This is a genomic window from Paramagnetospirillum magneticum AMB-1 (assembly GCF_000009985.1).
GTDB classification, from domain to species: domain Bacteria; phylum Pseudomonadota; class Alphaproteobacteria; order Rhodospirillales; family Magnetospirillaceae; genus Phaeospirillum; species Phaeospirillum magneticum.
Genome location: NC_007626.1, coordinates 37,897 through 64,065, shown reverse-complemented (window position 1 = coordinate 64,065; position 26,169 = coordinate 37,897). Strand labels below are relative to the sequence as shown.

Genomic DNA, 26,169 nt, shown 5'->3' with positions numbered 1-26,169 from the left:
GCCTTACACTCCCCGCCCACGCAGGCGATTCAATAGCGGCTTCAAACCGACAAGTTTCAGCAGATTGGCGGCGAACAGGCGCTTTTGCTCCCACAGCTCGGCCGGCAATGCCTTCCAAAAGCCAAGATGGGGAGCGGCAGCCCTGAACGACCGCCAGATCGCCGCCGGGCGCAACTCAGCGAGGCAGCCCGCGAAAATTTCCGCAGCCGACTGGTAAGCCTGCCGCTCGATAAATTCAGCTACCGTGCGCGCCGCCGCCGGCCCGAAGGCCTCGGCCCAGCGGCGTTCCAGACCGAAGCCATCCAGCAGGCTCCGAGTGTAGCCCAGCGAAACCCAACCCCGATCCCGCAACGCCTTGTTCAATTGACCCTCATGATAGCCCCAATACATGCGGGCTTCGGAATCGAAGCCGGTCACGCCGAAGGCGACGATTCCGTAAAGCATGTGCTGTTCGAAGCTATCGTGAAAGCCGCCCGCCGCCTCCAGGACGTCGCGCCGCATGACGAAGCAAAATCCAGGACTGCCGAAGACCGGCTTGCCATCGATGACCGCCAGGGCCATTTCGTGGCCGGGCATGAAACGCGGGCGCTGATTGGCGGCCGCCGCCGACACCTCACTTCCGTCGGGACGAACGCCCACGGAGACCCCGATCGCCGTGGTGCAGGCTGGATTCTCGCGAAACAGCGCCACCATCCGCTCGAAGAAATCAGGTGCCAGCCAATCGTCATCGGCCTGATGGAACACCAGATCACCTTTGGCCGCGGCCAGACCGGCGTTGTAGCATTCACGGACGATCACATGGGGGTCGTCCCAACTGAACTGGTTCTCGGTAAAGCGCACCAGCCTGATGCGGGAATCGGCCGCCTCCAGCTCCGCCAGGACCGCCTTGGTCTCCGGGGTCGAGCCGTTGTCGATCAGGACGATGTCCAGATCGGCATAGGTTTGCCCGCGGATGGCCTCGACCGCATGGCGCAGCATGGCCGGACGGTAATAGGTATCGATGAGGACGCTGATCAGGGGCTGGTCGGGGAGGGGCCTCATGCCAGGCTGCGCCCTCCGGCCCCGGACAGTTGGCGAATTGTATCCTCGATGCCTTTGGCGACCGAACCCGTGAACTGGAAGCCGGAGTCGCGGAAGCGCTGGTTGGCCACCTCATAGCTGAGCTGGTTCATGATGCGGGCATCGACGAAGCCCACCTCCAGGTCGGGCACATGCACCCGAATGGCGTCGACGATCTGGCGCACCGTGCAATTGGCGGTCAGCACATTGTGGATTCGCCCGTCGAACAGGCCCTTGCCGATGATATGAGCGACGGCGCGGATGCAATCGGCCAGATCGAGATAAGGGCGCTTCTGGTCGTAGGCGGTAGACCACACGGTCAGCTTCTGACCCATGACCGCCTGCCAGCAGAACTTGTTGACCGCGGTATGAAAGCGCATGCCGGGCGAGGTGCCGAAGATGGTGCCGAACCGACAGGTGACGAACCTGAGACCACTCTTGCCCATCTCGGCCAGCAGAGCCTCTTCCTTCAGCTTGCAATCGGCATAGGGACTTTGCGGCGCCAGCTCGTCGGGGCCGCAATCCTCGTCCACCACCTCGTTCTGAGTGCCGTAGACACTGGTGGAGGAAGGGTGAATCAGAGGCACGCCCGCCTTCAGGCAGGCCTCGGCGATGGTCTTGGTGGCGTGGAAATTGTTGATTTCCAGCTCGTCCTTGCGGTCGAAACTGCCCGCTGCGTCGGTCATGGCGGCCAGTTGCACCACCGCGTCGGCCCCGGCGATCAAAGGCACCAAATCCATGGTGGCAACGTCGCCTTCCACAAAGCGGTACCGTCCCGACGTCGGCAAGTCGAACAGCGAGGCATAGCGCTGGGTCGACAGGTTGTCGACCATGACGATTTCAAGACCGGGAAAGTGGCTGGGGAGACCTCGAATGAGGCCCGAGCCGATATGGCCCAACGCACCGGCGACGATGATTTTCATTTTGCCTGTCCTGCCAACGAACGGTAGGTGATGAAATCGTTATAGTCCCGAATGTAGTCGTCCTCCTCGTACACCCGGTCGCACAGAACCAGCAGGACGGCTTCCGGCCCTCCATAGGTCTGCTCCGCCCAGATGCCGGGCGGTACCAGCAGGGCCTTGGCCGGATGATCCAGGGTCAGGGCGTGGCGCCCCTTGCCGTCATCGACCGTGACCTCGACCGCCCCGGAAAGACAGATCATCATCTGGGACAGCTTCTTGTGGGCATGATGGCCGCGGTCCTCGCCGCGCCCAACCCCGCTGATGCTGAAGATCCTGGCAATCTCGAAGGGAACCTGGCGCCCGACCTCGGCCACCACCAGCGTCCCGTTGTCGTCGACAACCGAATGAATCGACTGCAGCTGGATGTCCGCAACGGTCATCGCCCGAGAATCCGCCGGATGCAGTTGCAATAGGTGTCGAGTTGCTCGTCATCGACACTAAAGGCCGCGGGCAGGTTGATCGCCCGTTCCGACAGGTCGTAGGCGACGGGATTGAGCGGTGCGTATTCCGACGCCTTGCTGCCATAGGCCGGCAGAGAGGACAGCGGCCAATAGAACGGGCGCACCGGCATCTTCATGGCGGTCAATTCCTCCATGGCGCGAGCCTTGGTCATGCCGTGACTCTTCCCAAACACCAGAGCCGGCGCCCAGACGCCGTTGACGCCGCCTTCCGGTTCGGGATTGAGGTAAAGATCGGCGATATCGCCCAGACGCTCGCGATATCCCTTCAGGAGATACCGCTTATAGGCCAGCAATTCATCGATGCGTTGGAACTGGGCATAGCCCAGGGCCGCCTGGAGATTGAAGGGCATGTATTTGTAGGCCACCTCGGTATTGTACCAGGCCCCGGGCTCGCGACCATGGTCGCGCAGCAGCTTGCACCGCTTGAACAGGGTCTCGTCATCCAGCAGCAGCATGCCGCCCTCACCGGTCACAATGGTCTTGGTGCGGTGAAAGCTGAAGACGGAGCCGATTCCCATCTTGCCGGCCTTGACGCCCTTGTAGGACGACCCCAAAGCCTCGGCCGCATCCTCGATCACGGTGATGCCCTTGGAGGCGCACAGCGCGTGAATGCCGTCCCAGTCGGGCATGTTGCCGAACAGATCGACGACGATCACGGCCTTGGTCCTGGGCGTGATCTTGGCGGCGATGGTCTCGGGGCTCAGGCACCAGTCATGCTCGCTGATGTCACCGAACACCGTTGTGCCACGCAACTGCTTGATGGGGGCCGCCGAAGCGATCCAGGTACAGTCGGGGACGATGACCTCGTCGCCGTCCGTGATTCCCAGACCGGCCAGCAACAAATGGATGGCCGAGGTGCAGTTGGGGGTCATCAGGGCGAACTTGCGGTCGTGCCAGGCGGCGAATTCCCGCTCGAAGGTCTCGACATACCAATATTGCTTGGGCCCGTACCAGCCGTTGCGCATGGCGTCGAGCACGGTCTTTTCCTCGTGCTCGGTAATCCAGGGGCCGGACATATAGATTTCAGACATGCTTGGAAGCCCTGACTAGGTTTGGCCTTAGAACTTTGGCGGGGTTGCCCGCCACCACCACATTATCGGGAATGTCACGGGTGACCACGGCGCCCGCGCCGACGATGCTGTTGGCACCGATGGCGAGGCGAGGCAACACCGTGGCCCCGGCCCCGATCCAGGTGTCGCGCCCCACATGGACGCGCCCGCACAAGGTAGCGCCCGGACCGATTTCAACACCGTCCGCGAGGACGCAGTCATGCTCGACCGTGGCGCGGGTATTGACGATGCACTGATCGCCCACGACGGCATCCACATGCACCAGGGCAAACGGCATCATCTGCAGTCCTGTCCCCAACACCACGCCGGCACTCACCATTGCCGTCGGATCGATCAGGGAAAACGGTGACAGGCCCAAGGCCGCCAGCTTTTGGGCCAGATGTCTGCGCACATGGCCGTAGGGATTGCCGATGGCGATGACGAAGGACAGGTCATGGGCCTGCTGCGTTGCCAGCCAGGCCAGAAACGCGTCGAAGCCCTGCAGCAGCGGAACCCCGGGAAACGGCGGAGCCAGTCCGGGCGTATCGTCGACCATGGCCGCTAGACCCAGACCCAGCCGATCCACGATCGGCTTGTCGACTCGGCCCTGGTCTCCGGCACCCCAGATGACGATCCTATGCACCGGCCAATTCCGTGCGGATGGCGGAAATGACGGCTCCAACCTCTTCGTCGGACAGTTCGGGATAGATGGGCAAGGTCATGATCTCGGCCACGGCCCGTTCGGTCTGCGGCAGATTGCCCGCGCCGGCCAGACGCGCCTCATAGGCGGGCTGCTGATGCGCCGCCTGAGCATAGTGAATCGAGGCACCGATCCCCCGGCCGCGCAGCCGCGCCACCATGGCGTCGCGATCGGCCAGCCGGACCACGTAAAGATGAAAGACGTGATGGGACTCGGACCGTCGGACAGGGATCGACAAGACGGAGGACAATTCCGCATCATAGCGCCCGGCGATGACCCGACGGCGGTCATTATCGGCATCCAGATGGGGCAGCTTGGCCCGCAGGATCGCGGCCTGAAGCTCGTCCAGGCGGGAGTTGACGCCGGCCACATGGCTGATGCGGTCACCGCGCCAGCCGTATTCGCGCAAAGACCGCAGGCTCTGCGCCACGGCCTCCGAGCCGGTCACCACCGCGCCGCCGTCGCCGACCGCACCCAGATTCTTGGTGGGGTAGAAGCTGAAGCACCCAACATCGCCCAAGGTGCCCAGGCGCCGCCCCTTATAGCGGCCCCCGGTGGCCTGGGCGCAATCCTCGACGACCTTGAGGCCGTGGCGCCGGGCGATGCCCAGAACGGCATCCATATCGGCGGCCTGACCATAAAGATGCACGATCACCACGGCCCTGGTCCGGGGCGTGACAGCCGCCTCCAGCGCAACGGGATCCATGGTGTAGTGGACCGGATCGATATCCACCAGCAAGGGCTCGGCACCGACCATCTCGATGGCGGCGATGGTGGCCACCGCCGTATGGGACGGCGCCGCCACCTGATCGCCGGGACCGATTCCCAGGGCGCGAAGGGCCAGGGCCAGGGCGTCGGTGCCGGAATTGACGCCGACCGCATGGGCCGTCCCCAGATATTCGGCGAATTCCCGTTCGAAGGCTTCCACCTCCCGACCCAGCACATACCAGCCGCTGTCGAGAACACGGGCGATGGCCTGATCGATTTCGGCCCGATGCGCCTGGACCTGGGCACCGGGATTGGAGAACAGGATCACGCCACCACTCCGACGGAGGGGACATAGACGATCCACTGCCCCCCGGCCGCCTTGAAGGCGTCTTCCTTCTCCATGATCTCGGCCTTGTGGTTCCAGGCGAACAGCAAGGCGTAGTCGGGATAGCGGGCGGTAAAGTCCCCGTAGGGCTTCACCGGAATGTGCATGCCGGGCGTCAGCTTGCCCTGCTTGATGGGCGTGGTGTCGGAGATGAACTCGATCAGATCGGGACCGATCCCGGTGTAATTGAGCACTGTGGTGCTCTTCGAGGTGGCGCCGTAGCCGACCACCCGCTTGCCTTCGCCTTTGAGCCGGGTCAGCAGGGCGACCAGTTCGCGCTTGGAGGTCTCGCAATTGGCGCGGAAGCGATCGTAGGTGGCGGCCTTATCGAGCCCCTGTGCCACCTCCTTGGCCAGCAGGGCCTCGACCGCCGAGGCCACGGGGCGCGATCCCTTCGGAGCCAGGGTGTAGCGCATGGACCCGCCATGGGTGACCTGGGGCTCCACGTTGACCAGATCCAGGCCGTGACGAGCGAAGGCGTTCTTGACCGAGATGGCCGAGAAGACGAAGACGTGTTCGTCGTAGATCTGGTCGTAGGACGTCTTTTCGATGACGTCGCCCAGATAGGGATCTTCGAAGATCAGCACGCCGTCGGGTTTGAGCAGTGCCTCCACGCCCTTGGCCACGCCCTGCAGGTCGGGAATATGGCACATGACATTGGCCGCCTGGATCACGTCGGCCGGGCCGTGCTCGGCCCGGATCTTCAGCGCGGTGTCGCGCCCGAAGAAGGCGCACAGGGTGTTGACCCCCTGGGACCGGGCGACGGCGGCCACGTTCTCCGAGGGCTCGCAGCCCAGATGGCGAATTCCCTTGGCGGCGAAGTTCCTGAGCATGATGCCGTCATTGCTGCCCAGTTCGACCACGAAGGGATCGGAGCGGCCAGCAAGGATCGTCGCCATCACCTGCTCGGCCATGCGCTGGAAGTGCATCTGCATATAGCGCGACGTGCCCGAGAAGAAGGCGTAGTTCTCGTGGAACATCATCTCGGGGGCCGGCTGCTCGACGATCTGCAGCATGCCGCACTCGGGGCAAAAGGCCGGCGCCAACTCGAAGAAATGCTCCTGGGGGAACTGATCCGGAGTCAGAAAACCATTGGCGATGGGCATGCGGCCAAAGGTCATGAAGGCCTTGATAGGCGTGTCACAGATGCGGCATTGGGTCACTGAGCGTCCGTCCCTTGGAAATTGGAAGCTGTCGGCAACAGCCATATTAGGGTACCGCAGCCGGCGCAGAAACGCCCCCGAACTGCGAGGTTCACAAAAATTCCCTTCCCGGCCGGGGGCCGGCTCATGGAGCGGATTTCGGTCCACCCCGCCGCATGAAAAGCGCGTGCCGACTGTCCGTCAGACGGTTTTCCGCGGGAAGGTTGTCCATGGGAATGGGAGAGGCCTTGCCCAGATAGGACCCGCGGTAAGGCACGTCCATGACCTTAGCGAAGCCTTGGCACGACATGGCCCCCTCGATTTCCCCGAGATTATAAAAGCGCGACGCCTGAGACCCGCCATAAAATGTCTGCAACGTGACGAAGCTGCGGATCGGACCCGCCACCAGATCCGAAAACAGGATAAAGGGAGACGCCATGGCACAAAGCCGCGCCAGCAAATCACGCCAGCCATCGCCCAGGTACTGCATGACACTGCCCATATGGACCAGATCGAATTCTCCCGCCACGTCGTCGAGTGACGACAGGAAGCGAACCGCGTCGCCCAGCTGGCGCCGGCCGATATCGCACACATCGGGGGCATCAACCACGATATAGTCCAGGTTGCCGCGCCCGTCGGGACCGAACAGGGCGTTGGCGACCTCCAGATAGGTCGTCCCGGTCCCACCTCCGAAATCAAGCACGCGGAGGCGGTCCCTGGTCGCGTACAACGGCGCGAGAACCGCCGGCAGACAATACTGCCCCCACGGCGCCAGCGTTCCGGTCCGATGGCTGTGCACCATGTCCCGGGTCCGGTCTTCCAGCCGTGTCAGCCATGCGCCGCGATTGGGCTCGACCACATGAGCCTCGGCCTGGGCAAAGCTCTCATACACGCCTTCCCAGATATTGAAATCAGCCATTGCTCATCTCCGGCGGCCAGCCGCCGCGGCAAATGCCGCCAGGGTCAGGCCGGCTTCGTCCTTGGGCGACAAATTCGGCTCCAGATCCGGCCAGCCGATAGCCAGATCCGGGTCGTTCCAGCGGATGGTCCATTGGCCGCCGGGATCATAGACATCGTCCAGGGCATAAATCATCTCGCTGTCGTCTTCCAGTGCCATAAAGCCATGGGCAAGGCCATGACCGACCCACAGCATGCGGCGGTTTTCGGCGGACAGCCGCACATGAATGTGACGGCCGAAGGTAGGAGATTGCGGGCGCACGTCGGCCACCACGTCGAAGACGGAGCCCCGCACCACCCGCACCAGCTTGCCCTGGGTCCGGGGAAGCTGGATGTGCAAGCCGCGCACGGTGCCCTTGCGCGAAACCGAATGGCTGTGCTGCACGAAGGCGGCGGACATGCCGGCGGCGGCGCAGATCTCCGGGCTCAGGGCGTCGAAAAAAACGCCGCGTTCATCCCGGAACTGGCGCGGCTCCAGGATCAGCACGTCGGAAAGGACAGTGGGTTCGATATGCACGTGCGATCCTAATTGAAGCCATGTTCCAGGCAAGCTACCGCAGTCCGGGTGAAAGCCTTCCACCGGGCTGGTTCGACGGATTTGTCCGAGCCATGCCGCCGGTCACGACCCGGCGCGCACGGCCTCCAGCGGCACCCGCACCCGGACCTGCCGACCCAGCAGATCCAGCAGCAGGACCACCCTGTTCATGTCGTCGAGCCCCTGAAACAGCCCCAATTGCTCGGCCAGGGGGCCCTCGACGATCTCCAGGCGCTGGCCCGAGGCGAAGGGCATGGCTTCACCCAGGCTGACCAGCCCGCTGTCATCCTCGCGGCCGCGGATTTCATCGATGATCACCTGTCCCAGCGGCACCGGCATCCCGCCACGGCAGACCAGGGAATGCACTCCGACGGTAGAACGGATGCTGAACCACGGCGTCAGGTCCGGGTCCATGCGCAGGAACAGATAGCGGGGAAACAGCGGCGCCTTCACCCACTCCACCTTGCGGGCATGGCTGCGGCGCTTGGAATATTGCGGCAGATAGACGTCGAAATGCTGCCTCTGCAGGTGGCCGGCGGCGATCTTTTCGGCATTGGCGTGGGTATGCACCACGAACCACGATTCCATCACCGCCCCCCGTTTTCGGGCGTGGACAGCCCCAGAAGGGCGGGAGCCGCCAGCCGCTGATGCCCCAGTTCCGCCGCATAGGAATCGTAGACGGCCTGGGCCCCCTGCAGCGCGGTGATGACGATTCCATCCACCCGACTGGCGGCCGCCAGGGACGGCAGCACCGGCAAACCGGCCAACGGCGCATCGCCCTGGGCCGCCGGATCGACCACCCCGACCAGTTCGATATCAGTACCGGTGGCGCAAAGGGCCATGATCTCGGCCAGTTCGGACGCGCCGACCAGGACGACGCGGCGCCAACCCCGCGCGGCGGCATCGTCCAAGACCTGGCGGCACTGGCTGCGGGCATTGCGGAAGAAGTCGAAGGACTGCGCCAGATAGTCGCCGGTCAGCCGGGCCTTCTCGGAAAAGCCGGCGGGCGTGAGATAGTAAAGATAGCGGTTGGGCGGCGCTTGCGAGACCTTGATCAGACCCTTCTTGACACAGCGCTTCAGGTAGCCGTTGGCCAGGCCAAGGGCGATGCCCATGTTGGTGGCGATCTCGCGTTGGGTCGCCCGGCTGTCCCGATGGACTTCGCTGAGAAGGTCGAGAATGATCTGCTGTTCGTTGGGAGGCATGCCCCGACAGGCTCTTTCCGCACCAGGCTTGTTCACGGCGCGAACATTAGGTCATGGCTCGTCATTTTGTCAACCGGATCACCACCGCCGGAAGGGCTGATCCCCCTTGGCAGAAAAGGGGTGAATTTTGCTCGCCGACGGCTTATTTGAACGGGTGCCCCGTGGCACGAAGCCCGAGTGAGGCCCATGACCAAGTTCGTATGCGATCATCCCTGGACCCATTTCGAGGTCAACAATCCCAACGGCACCGTGACCATGTGTTGCGACAACAACACCGCCTTGGGCAATGTCAGCCGGGATTCCATCACGGAGATTTGGAACGGCGAAGCCTATCAGGACATCCGCCGCCAGATGCGCGACCGCGGCGCCCACGCCATATGCCCGCATACCTGCCCGGTGCTGCATGGCGGCAAGGGCTATCAGCGTCTGACCTGGACCAATGAACTGGAAGAGGGCGGTCCGGCGCGGGCCAATGCCGAGCTGAACCAGACGGAATTCGCCGAGGGCGCCCTCAGCCTCCAGTCGCTGCCCCGCTGGATGCGCTTCACCTATTCCTTCGCCTGCAACCTGGACTGCTATCATTGCTTCCAGCGCGAGGACGCCACCCAGAATCAGAAGCTGCCGCAATCCTTCCTGGATGAGGTGGCCGGTCTGGCCAAGGTCTTCCAGGTGATCTTCCCCTTCGGCGGCGAGCCGTTCCTGTTCAAGCCCGTCCTGAAATTCCTGTCCGAGACCGAGACAGACCCGGGTTGCCGCTATTTCTTCGTGACCAACGCCACCTTGCTCGATGAGAAAATTTTCGCCCAGCTACGCCAGAAGAAGCTGGGCCTGATTGCGGTTTCTCTCGACGCCGCCGACGACGCCACCTTTGGCGATCTGCGCAAGCGCGGGCGCAAAGCCGAATGGTCGGTGGTGATGGACAACCTGAAGCAGCTTCAGGCGTTAAAGCAGGAACAGGGCTTCACCTTCACGGTCAGCATGACCGTCAACAGCCGTAATTACGACCAGATCGAGCGCTTCATCGACCTGGCCTTGTCGGTTGATGCCGAGCCCCTGGTCAGTCTGGTGGCCAATCCCTACGAGACCTATGCCTTCCAGAAAGAATTCCTGCACTTTGAACCCAGGCAATTCGCCGTGATGTTCGAGCAGATCGACCGCAGCCTGCCCAAACTGCAGGGCCGGGGCTTCGCCGAGGCAGAAGCCTTTCTCAGGCAGCTCTCCGCCTGCCTCAGGGAGCATCGCTCCGGCGCCAATGCCCTCGCCCATTTCGCCATCCGCAAGGCATGCCGCACCGCTTTTCACAAGCTCCCGCCGCTATTGCGCCAGCCCATTCGGGACATGGTCCAGCACATGCGCAACCGCAAGCTGAAACGCCTGTTTCAGCCTTAGGCGGATTTGCCCTTTCCGGCCTCGGCGCATCGGCGGGTCAACTCCGCCGCGTCCAGGCCCTGATGCACGGGAAAGCACAGCAGATGCCACCGCAAGGCCAGGGCGCGGGCATGGTATTCCGGCTTTGCCCCGACCTCCGGCGCCAGATCGGGCCAGCTTTCCACCGGAATGCCCTGGCTTCTGTAGAGATCAAAACGTTGGGCGGCGATATCCGGCGACCGGCACCGCATGACCAGCCGGTAGGGCGTGACCAGACCGGGGTCGAAAAGCGACTCCCAATCCGGCATCCGCTTCAGGACCTCCAGCAAGGCCAGGGCATTCTGCCGCCTCCGCGCCGCCACCCGGGGCAGGGCAGGTAGGACGGCGGCCAGCAAGGCCAGGGCCTGCGGGGCAAGGGACGGAGTCTGGGACACCACGCCCTCGGGCGGATCATCCGCGAAGTGCTGGGGACCTTGGCGCGTGGCTGGCGGCAGCAGCCAGCCGGGCGCCAGCTTCTGAACCAGTCGCTTGATCAGCCAGCCACGCATGGCAGGCGACGGTCCGGAGGAGGGTGCAACGCCTTCGTCGGGGTCGCGGCACACCACCAGCCCCCCCTGGGGCACTGCCAGATGCTTGTGCGGGCTCCACAGCACGAACGTCCCACTTTCCCCCAGCCCCGGCCCCGGGCTCAGGACATGGGCGCAATCCTCGATCAGCAAGGCGCCCTCGTGGCGGCAGAATTCGAGAGCGGCTGCCATGTCCATGGGCAGACCGAAATAGTGCACGGCCAGGAACAGATCCGGCGCCTCGGCCAGGGCAAGGCGGCGACACTCCTCCCAATCGGGCGCGAGATCCAGGCCCACGGGATAGAAGGTCAGGGAAATTCCACCCCGGCGCACCGGCCCCAGGCTGGCGTTGCAAAAATAGTCCGGGACCCAAAGCCGGGGCAGGCGGCCATGGCGACACTGCCAGGAGGCCGCAATGGCCTCCAGGGAATGGGCCGAGCGGGAAAACCAGACGGCCTTGTCCGTGGGCAGAGTCCAGGCCGCAGCTGCCTTGCTCCCGTCGGCGGCATCGCCCAGCAGCGCGCCCAGCTCCCTCCAACTCGGCAACGGCGCACCGGTGATCATGGCGCCATCCCCTCCAGACGGCGCAGACGGCCGCCATAGAGGGGGGCCATCCCACCTTCGGCAGCCAGCAGGCGCAGTGCGGGCGGAGCCCCCAAATCCACTGATTCCGCCGGTAGGGCCAGCGGGTGGCTGCCGGCATGGGCCAAGCCGCGCACGCCTGACCGGCAAAGGGCGAAATGCCGGCCGATGGCTCCGAGGGCAGCGCCATCGATACTGGCCACATCGCCGAAGGGAAAGGCGAACCAGGACGACACCCGCCCTAAAACCGCCGCCATGCGGGCCTTGGCGCCCCCGACCTCGCCTTCCAGCACCCCCGCCTGGAGCCCGGCCAGGGCAACATGCCGAGCCGAGTGACAGCCGATCTCGTGACCCGACGCGGCCAACTCCTTGAGCTGTTCCCAATCCATCAGGTCCAGGCCCTCGGCGCCGCGTCTTCCACGAAAGACATTGGTGCCAATGGCCGCGATCCGATCCGCCTGCTTCATATCCACCAATCCGGGGCAGACGAAGAACAGCGCCTTGATTCCCTGCGGGTCCAGAATCTCCCGGGCCACAAGGAAATTGGAAAGGAAACCGTCGTCGAGGGTCAGCAGGACCGGAGCCTTGCCATCGGGGGGCGCGTGCCCGCCCAAACGGGCTTCGGCTTGAGCGGGCGTGATCAGGCCAGCATTTCGTTGCAGTCCGGCAATGAGCTCTGCCAGGGCAGGAAATTGCACCCTGGGCACGTCGTGCAGGATCAGCATGCGTACCGCGCCGGGCGGATTGGGGCGGAGAAAGCCCGTGGCTCGCCAGGCGGCCAAGGCCAGAGGCGCGGCGACGCGGCGCAGGCTCATGACGGCGCCCCATCGGCCAGGGCGAGACTGCGGGCCACCTTGCGGCGCACCAGCCGAGCCAGGGGATTAGGTCCCAGGCATTCCAGTTCCTCGGCCAGCCGATAGGGAACGCCGCGCACCCCTTCCTTGAAATCCCGGATGCCGGCCGGAGTCCGTAAGGGGTCCAGGCCGCCCAGATCGAGAAACTCCGCGCCCCGCCGCTTCACATCCACCAGCCCCCGCCACAGCAGCGCCTGACCGACGCCCAGGCGCCGCCCGGCCTCGGTTCCATACCCCGCCAGATATTCGGCGCCTTTTCCATAGCGTGCCATCAGGACGCCGCCCACCACCTCATCCTGGTGACGGGCCACATAAGCCAAAGGGCGCAAATGCTCCAGGCTATGGCGATGAAGAGCGGCCAACAAGGCCGGCGTCACGGTGGTCGGAACACTGCGTTCCGCCAGAAAGCGACCGTAGCCGGCCAGAAAATCGGCAAGATCGGTCTCGGCGCCCGAGATCGCGGGTCCTTCCCGTTCCGCCTTGTTAAGAGTGTTACGCCACTTGCCATGCAAGCCCTTGCGCAGATCGGCCTCTTCGGGGGTGATATCCAGCAAGGCCGAAGCCCAGCCCGGTCGCCCAGCCGGACGAAACCCCGGCGGGGTGACTTGATCGGCCAAAGCCGGTGCGACACGCAGATAGAAGCCCCGGCGGCCAAACCACCGGCGCAGGGCCGCAAATATCGGGGCAGGATCATGACCGGCCGCCACCAGCGGACCCCGGTTGATCCAGGCTAGGCCGCCCAATCCCAAGGGCAGGCGCCGGACCATCACCTGGGCCATACCCGACAGGGTGCCGGCCTCCCTGTAGTCCAGCCGCTCCAGGTCCCAGCCGCCCTCGTCCACCTTGGCGGCGCCATAGGCCCAGCTTTGCAGGAGACTGGCGCCCGCGAAGCCCGCCAAAGCCGCTTCCCAGGCCATCTGATCCAAGGTGGTGGGGGAAAGCACGCCGCTCATGCCTGAAAGGCCCCGTGCACCTGACGTGCCCAACCGCGCAGACTGGAGGCCCCCAGCCATTGCGCCACGGGAACGAAGAATCCGGTCTTGGGACGGTCCAGCAATTCGGGCGGCAGGGCCGGACGGGCGCAGGCGGCCATGTCGCGCTTGCCCGGCGGACGGGGGCCACGGACCAGGGGCAGCACGGCGCGCAGCAGGTCCACATCCACCAGCGGCACGCGAATTTCCAGGGAATGGGCCATGCCCGCCCAGTCGCTGTCGCGCAGCAACTGGTTCCGCATGTAGAAACCGGCTTCCAGCGCCGACACCTTCAGCCTCGCCGACGAAATGCCGGCGGTGGCCGCCTCCAGCCGGGACGGAGCCTGGAGAGCCTTCCAGCCCTCCCGCGCCATGTCGGAATCCATCACCCGGGGCAGTTCCCAGGGCATGAACAGGGCGCGGCGCAGCAGATAGGCGTCGCCGAAGCTGGTGCCCCACTCCAGCAGCCCCGCCGTCTTGGGCGAAGCAAAGCGGCCGATCCACGGGCTCAGCGCCATGCGCAGCAGCGTCCCCAGGCCGCGCAGGGGCCGCAGGGGTCCCAAGGCTCCGGCCAGACGGGGAATCTGGGCAAAGGAATCATAGCCGGCGAACAGTTCATCGCCGCCCAGGCCCGACAGCGCCACCTTCAGGCCCGACCGGGCCGCCGCGCGGGCCACGAACCAGGTATTGACCCCGTCGACGCTGGGCTGGTCCATATGGGCCAGCAATTGATCCCGCGCCTGGGCGAAATCGGCCGCCGTCACCCGACTGGTGGTGTGATTCAGGCGGTAATGGGCCGCCACCCGCTCGGCCAGGGGCACTTCGTCTTGGGCGCCGCCCTGAAATTCGGAGAAGCCCAGGGTGATGGACTTCACCGGCCCCTCGGCCGCCTCGCGCACCAGGGCCGCCAGGGTGGTGGAATCCAGCCCGCCCGACAGGAACAGGCCCACCGGCACGTCCGCTTCCAGATGGGCCTTGACGCTATCGGCCAGAGCCTCATGCAATATATCGATATCGAAACTTTTTTCGTCGGCCGCCGCCAGCTCCTGGCCCAGGTCGAAGAAGCGGCCTTCGTCGCGCCCGCCCGCTTCGTCGCGCCACAGCCACGAGCCGGCCGGCAAGGCCTGGATAGCCCGATACAGGGTGTGAGGCTCGGGCACATGGCCCCACAGGAAGAAGCCGGCATGACCGGCGGGATCGGGGGTGGTGTCGACGCTGCCGCCGGCCAGCAGCGCCTTGACCTGGGAGGCGACCCGCAGGCAACCGCCCTGGTCGGCCATGTACAGGGGCTTGATCCCCAAGGGATCGCGGGCCAGCAACATGCCCCTGGCCTCGTTGTCCCAGAGCGCCAGGGCGAACATGCCGCGCAACCTGGACAGCACGTCCCGGCCCCAATGGCGCCAACCCTCCAGGATCACCTCGGTATCGGTGTGGGAGCGGAAGACGGTACCCAGACTTTCCAGCTCGGCCCGCAAGGCCCGGTAATTATAGATCTCGCCGTTGAACACCAGGGCGAGGCGCCCGTCGGCGCTGGTCATGGGCTGCGCCCCGGCCGGGGATAGGTCGATAATGGCCAGGCGCCGGTGGGCCAGCCCGACCCGGCCGTCGGGCGAGATCCAGCTGGCGGCGCCGTCGGGACCGCGCAGTCGCATGGCGTCGCGGACAACGGCCAGTTCGTCACCCTGAACCGGGGGAGCCTTGGACTGATAGGCGAAGATGGCGGCCAGACCGCACATGGAACGTGGTTCCCGCAAAAGAAGGGTGGCCCGTATATATCGCGCCGGGATCGACCTAGGCTAGGCCTTTGCTTGACATCACCTACCCGCTTCAGTACCTCAGGGTCGACCTCAAGGGCCAGGGTGGCAAAGGTGACGGGTGTCGTGGTCTACGATCTGGAATACACCACCTGGGAGGGGGCGCGCGAACGCCGATGGTCCGGACCCGGCGAACATCGCGAGGTGGTGCAGGTCGGGGCCGTTCGCCTGGACGACGGCGCCGAGCTGTCGCTGCTGGTCAAGCCCCGCCTCAATCCAGGCTTAAGCACCTATTTCACCGATCTCACCGGCATCACCCAGGATCAGGTCGACCGTGCCGGCATGGACTTTCCCGAAGCCCTCTGCCGGCTGGCCGACTTTGCCGCCGGAGCCGATCTGGGCTCCAACGGCGCGGATGAAGGCGTCCTGCGCGAGAATTGCGCCCTGACAGGCTGCGCCTTTCCCTTCGACGGGCGCTGCCGCGACCTGGCGCCACTGCTGATCACGGCGGCGGGCGCCCAGGCCCATATCTACAGCTGCGAAATGGCCGCCACCTTCGGCCTGAATGCCGACCAGCGCGCCCACGACGCCCTGGGCGACGCCCGTCAGGTAGCCCAGGTGCTCCGCCATCTGTTGAAGACCGGACGCGTCCGGCCGTCCGATCTGCTATAAGGCCCGTCATGAAGCAAGTCATCCAAAGCACCCGCAGCGGCAAGCTCTCCCTGAAGCAGGTCCCCGACCCCAGGGTCCGGGCCGGTCATGTCCTGGTCGCCACCCGGGCCTCGCTGATCAGCGCCGGCACCGAGCGCATGGTCATCGATTTCGCCCGCAAAAGCCTGGCCGCCAAGGCCTCGGCCCGCCCCGACCTGGTGCGCAAGGTGCTGGACAAGGCGCGGCGCGACGGGCTGATCTCCACCTTCAAGGCGGTGATGGCCCGCCTGGATGAGCCCTTGCCCCTGGGGTATTCCGCCGCCGGCACCATCTCGGCGGTGGGAGCCGGGCTGGAGGGCGCCTTCACCACCGGCCAGCGGGTGGCCATGGCCGGAGCCGGTCTGGCCAATCACGCCGAACTCAACGTGGTGCCGCGCAATCTGGTGGCTGCCATTCCCGACGACGTCACCGACGAGGAGGCCGCCTTCGGCACGGTGGGCTCCATCGCCATGGCCGGCATGCGCTCGCTGGGGGCGCAACTGGGCGACGTGGTGGCGGTGCTGGGCGTCGGGCTGGTGGGACAGTTGGCGGTTCAGTTGCTGGCGCTGCAGGGCGCCCGGGTCGTCGCGCTCGATGTCAATCCGCAACGACTGGCCCTGGCCAAGGCCATGGGCGCCGAACTGACCTGGGTGCTGGGCGAGCACGGCCTGACCGAGGCGGTGGCGGCGCTGACCGGCGGCATCGGCTGTGATTCCGTGCTGATCGCCGCGGCCACCGACTCGTCGGAACCTCTGGCCCTGGCCGCCGAACTGGCCCGCGACCGCGCCAAGGTCGTGCTGGTGGGCAAGACCGGCACCGAATTCGACTATGCCGCCTATATGAAGAAGGAGCTGACGCTTTCCGTGTCGCGCTCCTATGGTCCCGGCCGCTATGACGAGGATTTCGAATCCCGCGGCGTCAAGTACCCCGTGGGCTGGGTGCGCTGGACCGAGGCCGAGAACCTGCGCGAATGCGTGCGGCTGATGAGCCCCTCGCTGCCCCGCCGCCTGGATGTGGGGGCGTTGATCACCCATCGTTTCGCCTTCGACGACGCGGAAAGCGCCTATCAATTGGTTACCGGCGGCGCCGAGCCCCATCTCGGCGTGGTGCTGGGCTATGGCGACCATTCGGCCGGGAGGGCCGAGGCCAGGGTCTTTCCCGCCGCCAAGGCCCCCGCCGGCCGCTGCGTCATGGGGGTGATCGGGGCCGGCAATTTCGCCCGCACCGTGCTGCTGCCCGAACTGGTGCGGCTGCCCAACGTGGAGTTCCGCACCTTGTGCACCCAGCGCGGCCAGACCGCCGAGCACGGGCAGCAGACCTTCGGCTTCGCCAATGCCACCACCGATGTGGATCTGGTGCTGAACGACCCGGCCATCAACGCGGTGCTGGTGGCCACCCGTCACGGCAACCACGCTGAGATGACCGCGCGGGTGCTGGAGGCCGGCAAGTCGGTGCTGGTGGAAAAGCCTCTGGCGCTGGACCGCGAGCAGCTCAACCGGGTGATCACCGCCCGCCAGGGCTCGCCCGGCTTCTTCACCATCGGCTTCAACCGCCGCTTCGCGCCGCTGACCCTCAAGGCCCGCGCCCATCTGGCCCGCCATCCCGGGCCCAAGGTGCTGATGCTGCGCGTCAACGCCGGCGCCCTGCCGGCGGAAAGCTGGGTCAACGCCGCCGAGGAAGGGGGTGGCCGCGTCCTGGGCGAGTTGTGCCATTTCATGGATCTGGCCCGCACCCTGGCGGGATCGCCCATCGCCACCGTCCAGGCCGAAAGCGCCGCCGTGACCCATGGCGGTTGTGACGACCTTTCCGTCACCCTGACCTTCAAGGACGGCTCCCTGGCCACCATTGTCTATACCGCCCAGGGCGACACCGCCCACAGCAAGGAACGCTTCGAGTGTTTCGCAGGCGGAACAGTCGCGGTGATCGACAATTTCCTGACGCTGTCCATCACCCAGGGCGGCCGTACCCGGACGGAAAAGTCCCTGGGCCAGGATAAGGGCCATCGCGCCGAGCTCGACGCCTTCACCCGCGCCGTGGCCACCGGCGGTCCGGCGCCCGCCGACGAGGCCGAACTGATCGAGACCAGCCTTGCCACCATCGCCGTGCTGGAAAGCCTGCGCGACGGGCGGCGGGTCAGCCTGGAGGACTAGGGTTGGCCATCGCGGCGATCCCGACCATGGCGGAGAGCGGACAGGCGGCCCTGTGGGCGGCGCTGACCACCTTCGCCGCCAGTCTGGGCGCCACCCGCGCCGTGCTGGCTTGGCTGCGCCACAGGCAGATCCTCGACCATCCCAACGAGCGCTCCAGCCACAGCTTGCCCACCCCCCGGGGTGGCGGGCTGGCGGTCACGCCGGTCACCGTGGCGGCGCTGATCCTGGCTGCCTTTGCCGTCGGCGGCCAGCCCACGTTCCTGGCGGCCGGGGCCCTGGTGCTGATGGCCATCTCCTGGGTGGATGACCGCAAGGGGCTGGCCCCCCTGCCGCGCTTTCTGACCCAGGCCGCCATCGTCGCCGCCAGCCTGATCGGCCTCGGCCCCGACGCCCTAGCGTTCAAGGGGGTGCTGCCCCTGTGGGCGGACCGCCTGCTGATCGGCCTGGGCTGGCTGTGGTTCGTCAATCTCTACAATTTCATGGACGGCATCGACGGCATCACCGGCGTGGAGAGCGTCGCCATCGGCCTGGGGCTGGCCGCCGTGGCCGCGCTGGCCGGCCTGGGCGGGCTGCTGCCGCCCGCCCTGATCATCGCCGCCGCCGCCCTGGGCTTCCTGGTGTGGAACTGGCATCCGGCCCGCATCTTCCTGGGTGATTCCGGGTCCATTCCGCTGGGCTTCCTGCTGGGCGGGCTGCTGGTGCAGCTGGCCGTCTCCGGACAGCTGGCCGCCGCCCTGATCCTGCCCGCCTATTACCTGGCCGACGCCACCATCACCTTGCTGTGGCGCCTCAAGGACGGCGAGCGCGTCTGGCAGGCCCATCGCCGCCATTTCTACCAGCGCGCCGTGCGCGGCGGCCAAAGCCATGCCCGGGTATCGCTGCTGATCCTGGGCGGCAATGTGGTGTTGGCGGGCGCCGCCCTGCTGGCCGCCCTCGGCCATACCGTCCCGGCGGTGATGCTTGCACTGCTGGCGGTGGCGGGCGTGCTGGGGCAGATGACCCGTTGGGCGGGAGGAATCCGCCGATGAGAGTCCTGGTCACCGGTGCCAATGGCTTCGTTGGGCAGCCCCTGTGCCGGCGGCTGGCCGAGCTGGGCCACCATGTCGCCGGCGCGGTGCGAGGCCAGCCCTATTTGCCCGATTGCGTCGAGCGCCGCCCGGCCGGACGACTGGTCGCCGACGGGAATTGGAGCGCAGCCCTCGAGGGAATGCAGGCGGTGGTGCATCTGGCTGCCCGCGTCCATGTGATGCACGACGCCTCCCATGATCCTCTGGCCGAGTTCCGTGCCGCCAATGGGGCGGGGACCCTGCGGCTGGCCGAGCAGGCGGCCCAGGCCGGAATCGGCCATCTGGTGTTCCTCAGCTCCATCAAGGCCAATGGCGAGGAGACCACCCACACGCCGTTCGGCCCCCTGAACGCCGCCCCAGTGGACCCCTATGGCATCTCCAAGCTGGAGGCCGAGCAGGGTCTGGCCGAGATCGCGGCGCGCACCGGACTGGCGGTGACGGTACTGCGCCCGCCCCTGGTCTATGGTCCGGGGGTCAAGGGCAACTTCCGCGCGCTGATCAGGCTGGTGAATCGGGGCCTGCCGCTGCCGCTGGGCTGCTGCACCCATAACCGCCGCTCGCTGATCGGGCTGGGCAATCTGGTGGACGCCATCCGCGCCGTGCTGGACCAGCCTCCCCATCCCGGGCAATGCCGGGTCTTCACCCTGTGCGACGCCGAGGCTCCCAGCACCGCAGATCTGGTGCGCAGCCTCGCCCGGGCGCTGGGCCGCCCGGCCCGCCTGCTGCCCATACCCGTCGGGCTGATGCGCCTGGGCGCCGGCCTGCTGGGCAAGGGCGCCGCCATCCAACGACTGACCGCCTCGCTGGAGGTGGATGGCTCCGCCCTGGCGGCGGCCATCGGCTGGGTGCCGCCCGAGACCCTGGACGAAGGACTGACCGCCACCGCCCGATGGTGGCGGAACAAGGAGAGTTAAGCCATGACCACCCTCATTCCCGTCATCCTGTCCGGCGGCGCCGGCACCCGGCTATGGCCGCTGTCGCGGGAGCTGATGCCCAAGCAACTGCTGAAGCTGACCGGCGAGCGGACTCTGCTGCAGGATACGGCCGGGCGCTTAGGGGTTCCCCCCGTGGTGGTCTGCAACGTGGAGCACCGCTTCATCGTCGCCGAGCAATTGCGCGAAGTGGGCCTGGAGCCCCGCGCCGTGGTGATCGAGCCGGTCGGACGCAACACCGCACCGGCGGCGGCGGTGGCCGCCCTGATGCTGGCCGACAGCGATCCCGATGCCCTGATGCTGCTGATGCCGTCCGACCATCTGATCGCCGACGTGCCCGCCTTCCACCGGGCGCTGGAGGCCGCCGTACCCCTGGCCGAGGCCGGGCGGCTGGTCACCTTCGGCATCCCGCCGACCAATCCCAATACCGGCTACGGCTACATCAAGCGCGGCAAGGCGCTGGACGGCGGGTTCGAGGTCGAGCGCTTCGTGGAAAAGCCCGACCTCGCCACCGCCGAGACCTATGTGGCATCGGGCGACTACACCTGGAACAGCGGCATCTTCCTGCTGCCGGTCCGGCTGTTCCTCGACGAGCTGTCCCGCCACGCTCCCGGCATGGCCGAATCCTGCAAGGCCGCCCTGGACCAGGGCCGCTCGGACCTGTTCTTCTTCCGCCTGGACGACAAGGCCTTCGCCGCCATCGCCGGCCAGTCCATCGACTACGCCGTGATGGAAAAGTCGGACAAGGTGGCGGTGGTGCCGGTGGACATGGGCTGGTCCGACATCGGCTCGTGGTCGGCGCTGTGGCAGGAGACCAGCCACGACGCCGACGGCAATGCCATTCAGGGCGACGTGCTGGCCCTGGAAAGCTCGGGCTGCTATCTGCGCAGCCAGGGCCGCCTGGTAGCGGCGGTGGGCCTCAAGGATATGGTGGTGATCGCCACCGACGACGCCGTGCTGGTGGCCGACAAGGCCCGCGACCAGGAGGTCAAGGCTGTCGTCGAGGCCTTGAAGCGCGAAGGCCGGCCCGAAGCCACCCAGGGCACCCGCGGCTGGCGCCCCTGGGGCTGGTACCAGACCGTCGAGCAGGGAGAGCGCTTCAAGGTCAAGCACATCCACGTGGACCCCGGCGCCAAGCTGTCGCTGCAAAAGCACTGGCATCGCTCGGAACACTGGGTGGTGGTGCGCGGCACCGCCCTGGTCACCTGCGGCGACAACACCTTCGTGCTGCGCGAGAACGAATCCACCTTCATCCCCGCCGGCAGCAATCACCGGCTGGAAAACCCCGGCAAGGTGCCGCTGCGGCTGATCGAGGTGCAGTCGGGCGAATATGTGGGCGAGGACGACATCGTCCGCATCGAGGACGATTACGGGCGGTAGAACCGCCACGGCAAGACCGCCTTCTCCCCGCTGAACGGCAAGTCCAGGCGGATGCAGAGCGTGGGCTGCATTTCGTGGAAACGGGGGGAATAGCGGGACTCGGCCAGCGATAGGGTCAGGCCCGGGGCGGCGAATCGCCAGCGGGCGCCACCCGCCGTCACCAAGGCGATCTCGTCGCCCTCCCGCCGGGCCGTCACCGAAGGGTGAAGGTGGAACCTAACCGTCAGAGTGTGGGATGAACCGGGGCGCGAGGCGGTAACCTCGTCGGTTCCCTCCAGCCCCCCCTCCCCCAGGCTCAGGGTGCGACCGTGGGTCAGGCCCAGGCGGCTCCAGCCGTCGAATTCCCCCGAGAACCGCCCTCCCGCGCATTCTACCCTGAAACGTTCCGGCCGGCGGCCGAGGCGAAAGCCGCCATAGACCTCGGCACTGTCACCCTCATCGACACTGAGGGTGGAGTGGAAGGCGGTACCCCGGAAACGGTTGCGCCATTGCGCATCCTGGTAGGCATAGGTGCCGCAATTGACCACCAGCGGATGGTCGCCGTCGAACAGCTCGAAGGACAGGGTATCGGCATGGGCATGGGCCGGCAGGTCGTCGGGGCAGCAGGGGCCGCAATCCACCAGCAGCCGCGCCGCGCCGGCTTCCAGCCGCCAATATCCCGCGGCGGGCAGGGCGGCGGGCACCGGCCCTTCGGGCGAAGCCGCCGGACCATCGGCAGTGCCGTCGTTGAACTGGGCCAGCAGGCCGGGCGCCATGACAAAGAAGGCCGCCGCCGGGCGCATGCGCCCGATGGCCCCGGCCAGAATGGCAGGCGGCTCGGGCACCAGCGCCGCCAGATCCTCCAGGTCCCCCAGCACCTGGAAATGGTAGCTGGGCGAGCGCTCGTAATGGCAACCGTCGGGCAGGACCTGCCGCCCTATCTCGTGCTCAAGGACCTCCAGCGCCCTGGCCAGACCCGCCCGGTGTCCCGGCAGGCACACGGCGGCGGCAATGGCGGCCTTGAGATTCTTGATCAGGTGATTGCCGCCCACGTCACGCTCCCACACCCGCTCCAGGTGCCGAGCCTGACGGTGCAGGGAGCGGTGAAAGGCTTCGGCAAAGCCGGCCTCCGCCCCCTGGCACAGGAACTCGGCATGGGCCAGCCACGACACCAGCCGCAGCGACAGGGGATAGGGGTGCCAGGCCACCGGGTCGAAGCGTTCGAAGCGCGCCAGCCAATGGGCCACCAGGGCACGGGCCGGCTCTCGGCCCTCGTCGCCCAGGACGCGCAGATCGGCCAGCCATTCGAAGTAATGCAGGGTAAAGCGCCACAACAGCGGCAGACCGGGTTCGGTCCATCCGGTGGCCGGACCCTCCAGCCCCACCAGCCTGACCCGGCCGGTCAGGATCAGGCGTCCGTTCGCCTCATTCCCCGGGGCGGAGGGCAGCGCAAGAACCGGGGCGGCCGTCTCCTCACCCAGGCGAGTCGAGGCCAGCGCCGTACGAAAATACGGCAGGCGCGCCCGGTACCACAGGCGGTGGATCACCTGAGCGGGACGCAGATGACGCAGGGTCCGCCACAGCCTCATCGCCGTCCCCCACCCTCCACGGGCTAATCCAGTTCGAAGGCGTTCTTGTAGTCCAGCTTCAGCGCCGGGTCCTGCTCTTCCTTGCGGAGGAAGCAATTGCCCACCACCAGCACCTCGATCTCGCTGCCCATGAAGCAGCGGAAGGCATCTTCGGGGCCGCAGACGATGGGCTCGCCCCGCACGTTGAAGCTGGTATTGACCACCACGCCGCAGCCGGTCCGCGCCTTGAACGCCGAGATCAGGGCGTGATAGCGCGGATTGGTGTCGGCATGAACAGTCTGGACCCGGGCGGAGTAATCCACATGGGTCACCGCCGGAATGGCCGAACGCGGCACGTTGAGCTTGTCGATGCCGAACAGCTTGTTCTCGTCCTCGGTCATGGCGCGGCGATGCTTTTCCGCCACCGGCGCCACCAGCAGCATGTAAGGCGAATCGCCGTCCAGGTCGAACCAGTCCGCCACGTCCTCGCGCAGCACCGAAGGCGCGAAGGGACGGAAGCTTTCGCGGTATTTGACCTTGAGATTGAGCAGCTTCTGCATGGTGGGCGAGCGGGGATCGCCCAGAATCGAGCGGCCGCCCAGGGCGCGTGGGCCGAATTCCATGCGGCCCTGCATCCAGCCCACCGCCTTCTCCTCGGCCAGGGCTTGGGCAGTTGCCTCGGTCACCTCGGCCTCGGCCATCACCGTGAATTTGGCGCCGGCGGCGGTGAGACGGGCCTCGATGTCGGCCTGCCCGAACACCGGACCGAGATAGGAGCCCTTCATGGCGTCCTTGCCCGGGGTCACGCTGCGCGGCTGGCTCTTGAAGACGTGATAGCCGGCCAGGGCGGCCCCCAGGGCGCCGCCTGCATCGCCGGCCGCCGGCTGAATCCAGATATTGTCGAAGATGCCTTCGCGCAGGACCTTGCCGTTGGACACGCAGTTGAGCGCCACGCCGCCGGCCAGACACAGATTCCTGGCCCCGGTCTCCTTCTTGATGCCGTGGCACAGCTTGGAGACCACGATTTCGGTCACCTCCTGGATAGAGGCGGCGATGTCCATGTGGAACTGGGTCAGCGGGTCCTTGTCCGCCTTGCGCACGGGCTGGCCGAACAGCGCCGAAAAGCGCTGGTTGGTCATGTGCAGCCCGGTGCAATAGTCGAAATAGGACTGGTCCAGGCGGAAGGAGCCGTCTTCCTTCAGGTCGATCAGGTTATCCAGGATCAGGCTGGTGTATTTCGGCTCGCCATAGGGTGCCAGGCCCATCAGCTTGTATTCGCCCGAATTGACCTTGAAGCCCGTGTAGTAGGTGAAGGCGGAATAGAGCAGTCCCAGGGAATGGGGGAAGTGCAGCTCCTTGTGAATCTCCAGCCTGTTGCCCGAACCCATGGCCAGCGAGGTGGTGGTCCACTCGCCGACGCCGTCCATGGTCAGCACCGCCGCGTCCTCGAAGGGCGAGGGAAAGAAGGCGCTGGCCGCGTGGCTGAGATGATGCTCGGCGAACAGCAGCTTGTTCATCCAGTCGAAACCGGGGGCAAAGCGCTTGAACTCGCGGGCCAGCAGATCCTTCTGGAACAGCTTCTCCTTCAGCCATACCGGCATGGCGGTCTTGAACGAGGAAAAGCCCTTGGGCGCGAAGGCCACATAGGTTTCCAAAAGCCGCTCGAACTTGAGGAACGGCTTGTCGTAGAACACCACGAAATCCACCTCGGCCAGGCCGATTCCGGCCTCGGCCAGACAATAGGCGATGGCATTCTCGGGAAAGGCCGCGTCATGCTTCTTGCGGGTGAAGCGCTCTTCCTGGGCGCAGGCGACGATGCGGCCGTCCTCGACCAGGGCGGCGGCACTGTCATGATACAGGGCGGAAAGGCCGAGGATGCGCAAAGGAACAGCCTTAGAACAGGGTGTAGATGAAGGGCGCCACCGCCGAGCCCTGCGACAGCACGATCAGACCGCCGAACACCACCATCATGATCAGGATGGGCAGCAGCCAGAACTTCTTGCGCTCGCGCAGAAACTGCCAAAGCTCGATAAGAAAGCTCACGGGTCGATCTCCTAGAACTGGCGCCGCATGGTTTCGGGCGCCGGGCCCGGCGGGGTGCGATTGATCCAATAGCTGACGGCGGCGTCATCACGGGCAAGACGCAGCGGGTCCTTGCCCAGGGCGCGCATGATCAGGGCGATGGGGGTGACGGTGACGAAGAACAGCAGCCCCATGACCAGCGGCGTCACCACGTGGTGCAGCGCCATGCCCACCAGAAACCACAGCTTGTTCAGAGGCTTCAGCGCCTTGGGAAACACCAGGGCGACCAGCAGGAGCAGCCCGGCCGCCGCCCCGGCCCACAGGCGGGGCTCGGCCCCGTCCTTGAGCGGCAACAACGCCACGATGGCGAACACCGCCGCGAAGACCAGCCCGAAGGACCGGTCCGATCCCATCTCGACCTTGCGGCCGTGGGAACCGCCGTCAATGGCACCCTGTGACTTGCTCATGCCTGGAACGCGTCCACTGGAAATAAGGTGCCGGACTTTTACCACGGCCCCGGCCGTGGTGGCAAACCGCTCAGGCCGGAGCCGCCACCGCTTCCACCTGATCGCACAAGGCATGACCGATCAGGATGTGCATCTCCTGAATGCGGGCGGTGACGTTGGACGGCACGATCAGCAGCGGATCGGCCAGACCGACCATCTTGCCGCCGTCGCGGCCGGCAAAGCCGGCGGCGACAAGACCCATGTCGCGGGCTACCGCCAGGGCGGTCAGCACGTTGGGGCTGCTGCCCGAGGTGGTGATGCCGATGGCCACGTCGCCGGGGCGGCCCAGGGCCTCGATCTGGCGCGAAAAGATCTCCTCGTAGGAGAAATCATTGGCGCAGGCGGTCAGGGTCGAGGTGTCGGTGGTCAGGGCCAGGGCCGCTAGGGCCTTGCGGTTGTAGCGGTAGCGGATCACCAGTTCGGCGGCCAGATGCTGGGCATCGGCGGCGGATCCGCCATTGCCGAAGAACAGGATCTTGCCGCCCGCCGCCAGACTGTCGACGCAGGCCTGGACCAGGCGCTGGAAGGGCTCGCGCACCGCTGCGCCGGTAACGGCCAGAGTCTCGGCATGTTCCGCGATTTGCTGATCGAGAAAGGTGGCAAACTTCATGGCGCGG

Annotated in this window: 26 protein-coding genes; 6 read left to right on the top strand and 20 right to left on the bottom strand. The window is 66.2% G+C overall.

Annotation, left to right across the window (positions count from 1 at the left end; all coding sequences use genetic code 11):
* Positions 1–3 precede the first annotated feature (3 nt).
* The 11 genes from AMB_RS23085 to AMB_RS00240 form a co-directional block, all read right to left on the bottom strand.
* Positions 4–1,041, bottom strand: a complete 1,038-nt coding sequence (locus tag AMB_RS23085) for a glycosyltransferase family 2 protein (RefSeq protein WP_011382504.1) — start codon at positions 1,039–1,041, stop codon at positions 4–6.
* Positions 1,038–1,982 carry an SDR family oxidoreductase gene (locus tag AMB_RS00285; protein ID WP_011382503.1) on the bottom strand — a complete coding sequence of 315 codons (945 nt, stop codon included), beginning with the start codon at positions 1,980–1,982 and terminating at the stop codon, positions 1,038–1,040. Before AMB_RS00285 ends, AMB_RS23085 begins: the two co-directional genes overlap by 4 nt.
* Positions 1,979–2,401 (bottom strand): sugar 3,4-ketoisomerase, encoded by a 423-nt coding sequence (locus AMB_RS00280; protein WP_011382502.1) that lies wholly within the window; start codon positions 2,399–2,401, stop codon positions 1,979–1,981. Before AMB_RS00280 ends, AMB_RS00285 begins: the two co-directional genes overlap by 4 nt.
* Positions 2,398–3,513 carry a DegT/DnrJ/EryC1/StrS family aminotransferase gene (locus AMB_RS00275; protein ID WP_011382501.1) on the bottom strand — a complete coding sequence of 372 codons (1,116 nt, stop codon included), beginning with the start codon at positions 3,511–3,513 and terminating at the stop codon, positions 2,398–2,400. Before AMB_RS00275 ends, AMB_RS00280 begins: the two co-directional genes overlap by 4 nt.
* Positions 3,506–4,174 (bottom strand): acetyltransferase, encoded by a 669-nt coding sequence (locus tag AMB_RS00270; protein WP_011382500.1) that lies wholly within the window; start codon positions 4,172–4,174, stop codon positions 3,506–3,508. Before AMB_RS00270 ends, AMB_RS00275 begins: the two co-directional genes overlap by 8 nt.
* A complete protein-coding gene (locus tag AMB_RS00265) occupies positions 4,167–5,267 on the bottom strand; it encodes a DegT/DnrJ/EryC1/StrS family aminotransferase (RefSeq protein ID WP_011382499.1) in 1,101 nt (366 codons plus the stop codon). The genes AMB_RS00270 and AMB_RS00265 overlap by 8 nt, the downstream gene beginning before the upstream one ends.
* A complete protein-coding gene (locus AMB_RS00260) occupies positions 5,264–6,445 on the bottom strand; it encodes a methyltransferase domain-containing protein (protein ID WP_231848934.1) in 1,182 nt (393 codons plus the stop codon). The genes AMB_RS00265 and AMB_RS00260 overlap by 4 nt, the downstream gene beginning before the upstream one ends.
* Before the next feature lie 166 nt (positions 6,446–6,611).
* Positions 6,612–7,385: a methyltransferase, TIGR04325 family gene (locus tag AMB_RS00255; RefSeq protein WP_011382497.1), complete on the bottom strand. Its 774-nt coding sequence runs from the start codon at positions 7,383–7,385 to the stop codon at positions 6,612–6,614.
* A gap of 3 nt (positions 7,386–7,388) precedes the next feature.
* Positions 7,389–7,940 carry a dTDP-4-dehydrorhamnose 3,5-epimerase gene (gene rfbC, locus AMB_RS00250; protein ID WP_043742986.1) on the bottom strand — a complete coding sequence of 184 codons (552 nt, stop codon included), beginning with the start codon at positions 7,938–7,940 and terminating at the stop codon, positions 7,389–7,391.
* 102 nt (positions 7,941–8,042) lie between these two features.
* Positions 8,043–8,546: a transcriptional activator RfaH gene (locus tag AMB_RS00245; protein ID WP_011382495.1), complete on the bottom strand. Its 504-nt coding sequence runs from the start codon at positions 8,544–8,546 to the stop codon at positions 8,043–8,045.
* Entirely contained in the window at positions 8,546–9,163 is a 618-nt protein-coding gene (locus tag AMB_RS00240) for a winged helix-turn-helix transcriptional regulator (protein ID WP_011382494.1), read from the bottom strand. Before AMB_RS00240 ends, AMB_RS00245 begins: the two co-directional genes overlap by 1 nt.
* A gap of 186 nt (positions 9,164–9,349) precedes the next feature.
* Between AMB_RS00240 and AMB_RS00235 the strand changes: the two genes are divergently transcribed.
* Positions 9,350–10,552: a radical SAM protein gene (locus AMB_RS00235; RefSeq protein ID WP_011382493.1), complete on the top strand. Its 1,203-nt coding sequence runs from the start codon at positions 9,350–9,352 to the stop codon at positions 10,550–10,552.
* On the opposite strand, the gene AMB_RS00230 is transcribed toward AMB_RS00235, so the two are convergent.
* The 4 genes from AMB_RS00230 to asnB are packed head-to-tail and all read right to left on the bottom strand — an operon-like array spanning position 10,549 to position 15,240.
* Positions 10,549–11,661, bottom strand: coding sequence for a DegT/DnrJ/EryC1/StrS family aminotransferase (locus AMB_RS00230; protein WP_011382492.1), 1,113 nt, complete (start codon positions 11,659–11,661; stop codon positions 10,549–10,551). The genes AMB_RS00235 and AMB_RS00230 overlap by 4 nt on opposite strands.
* Positions 11,658–12,494, bottom strand: a complete 837-nt coding sequence (locus AMB_RS00225; RefSeq protein WP_011382491.1) for a polysaccharide deacetylase family protein — start codon at positions 12,492–12,494, stop codon at positions 11,658–11,660. Before AMB_RS00225 ends, AMB_RS00230 begins: the two co-directional genes overlap by 4 nt.
* Positions 12,491–13,486 (bottom strand): lipid II:glycine glycyltransferase FemX, encoded by a 996-nt coding sequence (locus AMB_RS00220; RefSeq protein ID WP_011382490.1) that lies wholly within the window; start codon positions 13,484–13,486, stop codon positions 12,491–12,493. Before AMB_RS00220 ends, AMB_RS00225 begins: the two co-directional genes overlap by 4 nt.
* Positions 13,483–15,240, bottom strand: a complete 1,758-nt coding sequence (gene asnB, locus AMB_RS00215) for an asparagine synthase (glutamine-hydrolyzing) (protein WP_011382489.1) — start codon at positions 15,238–15,240, stop codon at positions 13,483–13,485. Before asnB ends, AMB_RS00220 begins: the two co-directional genes overlap by 4 nt.
* Before the next feature lie 132 nt (positions 15,241–15,372).
* Between asnB and AMB_RS23080 the strand changes: the two genes are divergently transcribed.
* From AMB_RS23080 to AMB_RS00190, 5 genes are read left to right on the top strand one after another with little or no spacing between them, the layout of a single operon-like run.
* Complete coding sequence (locus AMB_RS23080) at positions 15,373–15,930, top strand: 3'-5' exonuclease (protein WP_148207236.1); 558 nt, start codon at positions 15,373–15,375, stop codon at positions 15,928–15,930.
* Between the two features lie 8 nt (positions 15,931–15,938).
* Positions 15,939–18,098 (top strand): bi-domain-containing oxidoreductase, encoded by a 2,160-nt coding sequence (locus AMB_RS00205; protein ID WP_011382487.1) that lies wholly within the window; start codon positions 15,939–15,941, stop codon positions 18,096–18,098.
* A 26-nt stretch (positions 18,099–18,124) separates the two neighbouring features.
* Positions 18,125–19,126 carry an MraY family glycosyltransferase gene (locus AMB_RS00200; protein ID WP_011382486.1) on the top strand — a complete coding sequence of 334 codons (1,002 nt, stop codon included), beginning with the start codon at positions 18,125–18,127 and terminating at the stop codon, positions 19,124–19,126.
* The gene (locus AMB_RS00195) at positions 19,123–20,079 is read left to right on the top strand and encodes a UDP-glucose 4-epimerase family protein (RefSeq protein ID WP_011382485.1); all 957 of its coding nucleotides are present in this window, start codon (positions 19,123–19,125) and stop codon (positions 20,077–20,079) included. The genes AMB_RS00200 and AMB_RS00195 overlap by 4 nt, the downstream gene beginning before the upstream one ends.
* Before the next feature lie 3 nt (positions 20,080–20,082).
* Positions 20,083–21,477, top strand: a complete 1,395-nt coding sequence (locus AMB_RS00190) for a mannose-1-phosphate guanylyltransferase/mannose-6-phosphate isomerase (protein ID WP_011382484.1) — start codon at positions 20,083–20,085, stop codon at positions 21,475–21,477.
* Here the strand turns inward: AMB_RS00190 and AMB_RS00185 are convergent.
* The 5 genes from AMB_RS00185 to AMB_RS00170 all read right to left on the bottom strand — a co-directional run bounded on the left by AMB_RS00185 (position 21,465) and on the right by AMB_RS00170 (position 26,162).
* Positions 21,465–23,045 carry a heparinase II/III family protein gene (locus tag AMB_RS00185; protein WP_011382483.1) on the bottom strand — a complete coding sequence of 527 codons (1,581 nt, stop codon included), beginning with the start codon at positions 23,043–23,045 and terminating at the stop codon, positions 21,465–21,467. The genes AMB_RS00190 and AMB_RS00185 overlap by 13 nt on opposite strands.
* A 23-nt stretch (positions 23,046–23,068) precedes the next feature.
* Positions 23,069–24,907 carry a carbamoyltransferase family protein gene (locus tag AMB_RS00180; RefSeq protein ID WP_011382482.1) on the bottom strand — a complete coding sequence of 613 codons (1,839 nt, stop codon included), beginning with the start codon at positions 24,905–24,907 and terminating at the stop codon, positions 23,069–23,071.
* A 10-nt stretch (positions 24,908–24,917) separates the two neighbouring features.
* Positions 24,918–25,067, bottom strand: coding sequence for a DUF5989 family protein (locus tag AMB_RS25870; RefSeq protein ID WP_008616124.1), 150 nt, complete (start codon positions 25,065–25,067; stop codon positions 24,918–24,920).
* A gap of 11 nt (positions 25,068–25,078) precedes the next feature.
* Positions 25,079–25,513 (bottom strand): SxtJ family membrane protein, encoded by a 435-nt coding sequence (locus AMB_RS00175; protein ID WP_148207235.1) that lies wholly within the window; start codon positions 25,511–25,513, stop codon positions 25,079–25,081.
* A 70-nt stretch (positions 25,514–25,583) separates the two neighbouring features.
* Positions 25,584–26,162 (bottom strand): D-sedoheptulose 7-phosphate isomerase, encoded by a 579-nt coding sequence (locus AMB_RS00170; RefSeq protein ID WP_011382480.1) that lies wholly within the window; start codon positions 26,160–26,162, stop codon positions 25,584–25,586.
* Between the last annotated feature and the right edge of the window lie 7 nt (positions 26,163–26,169).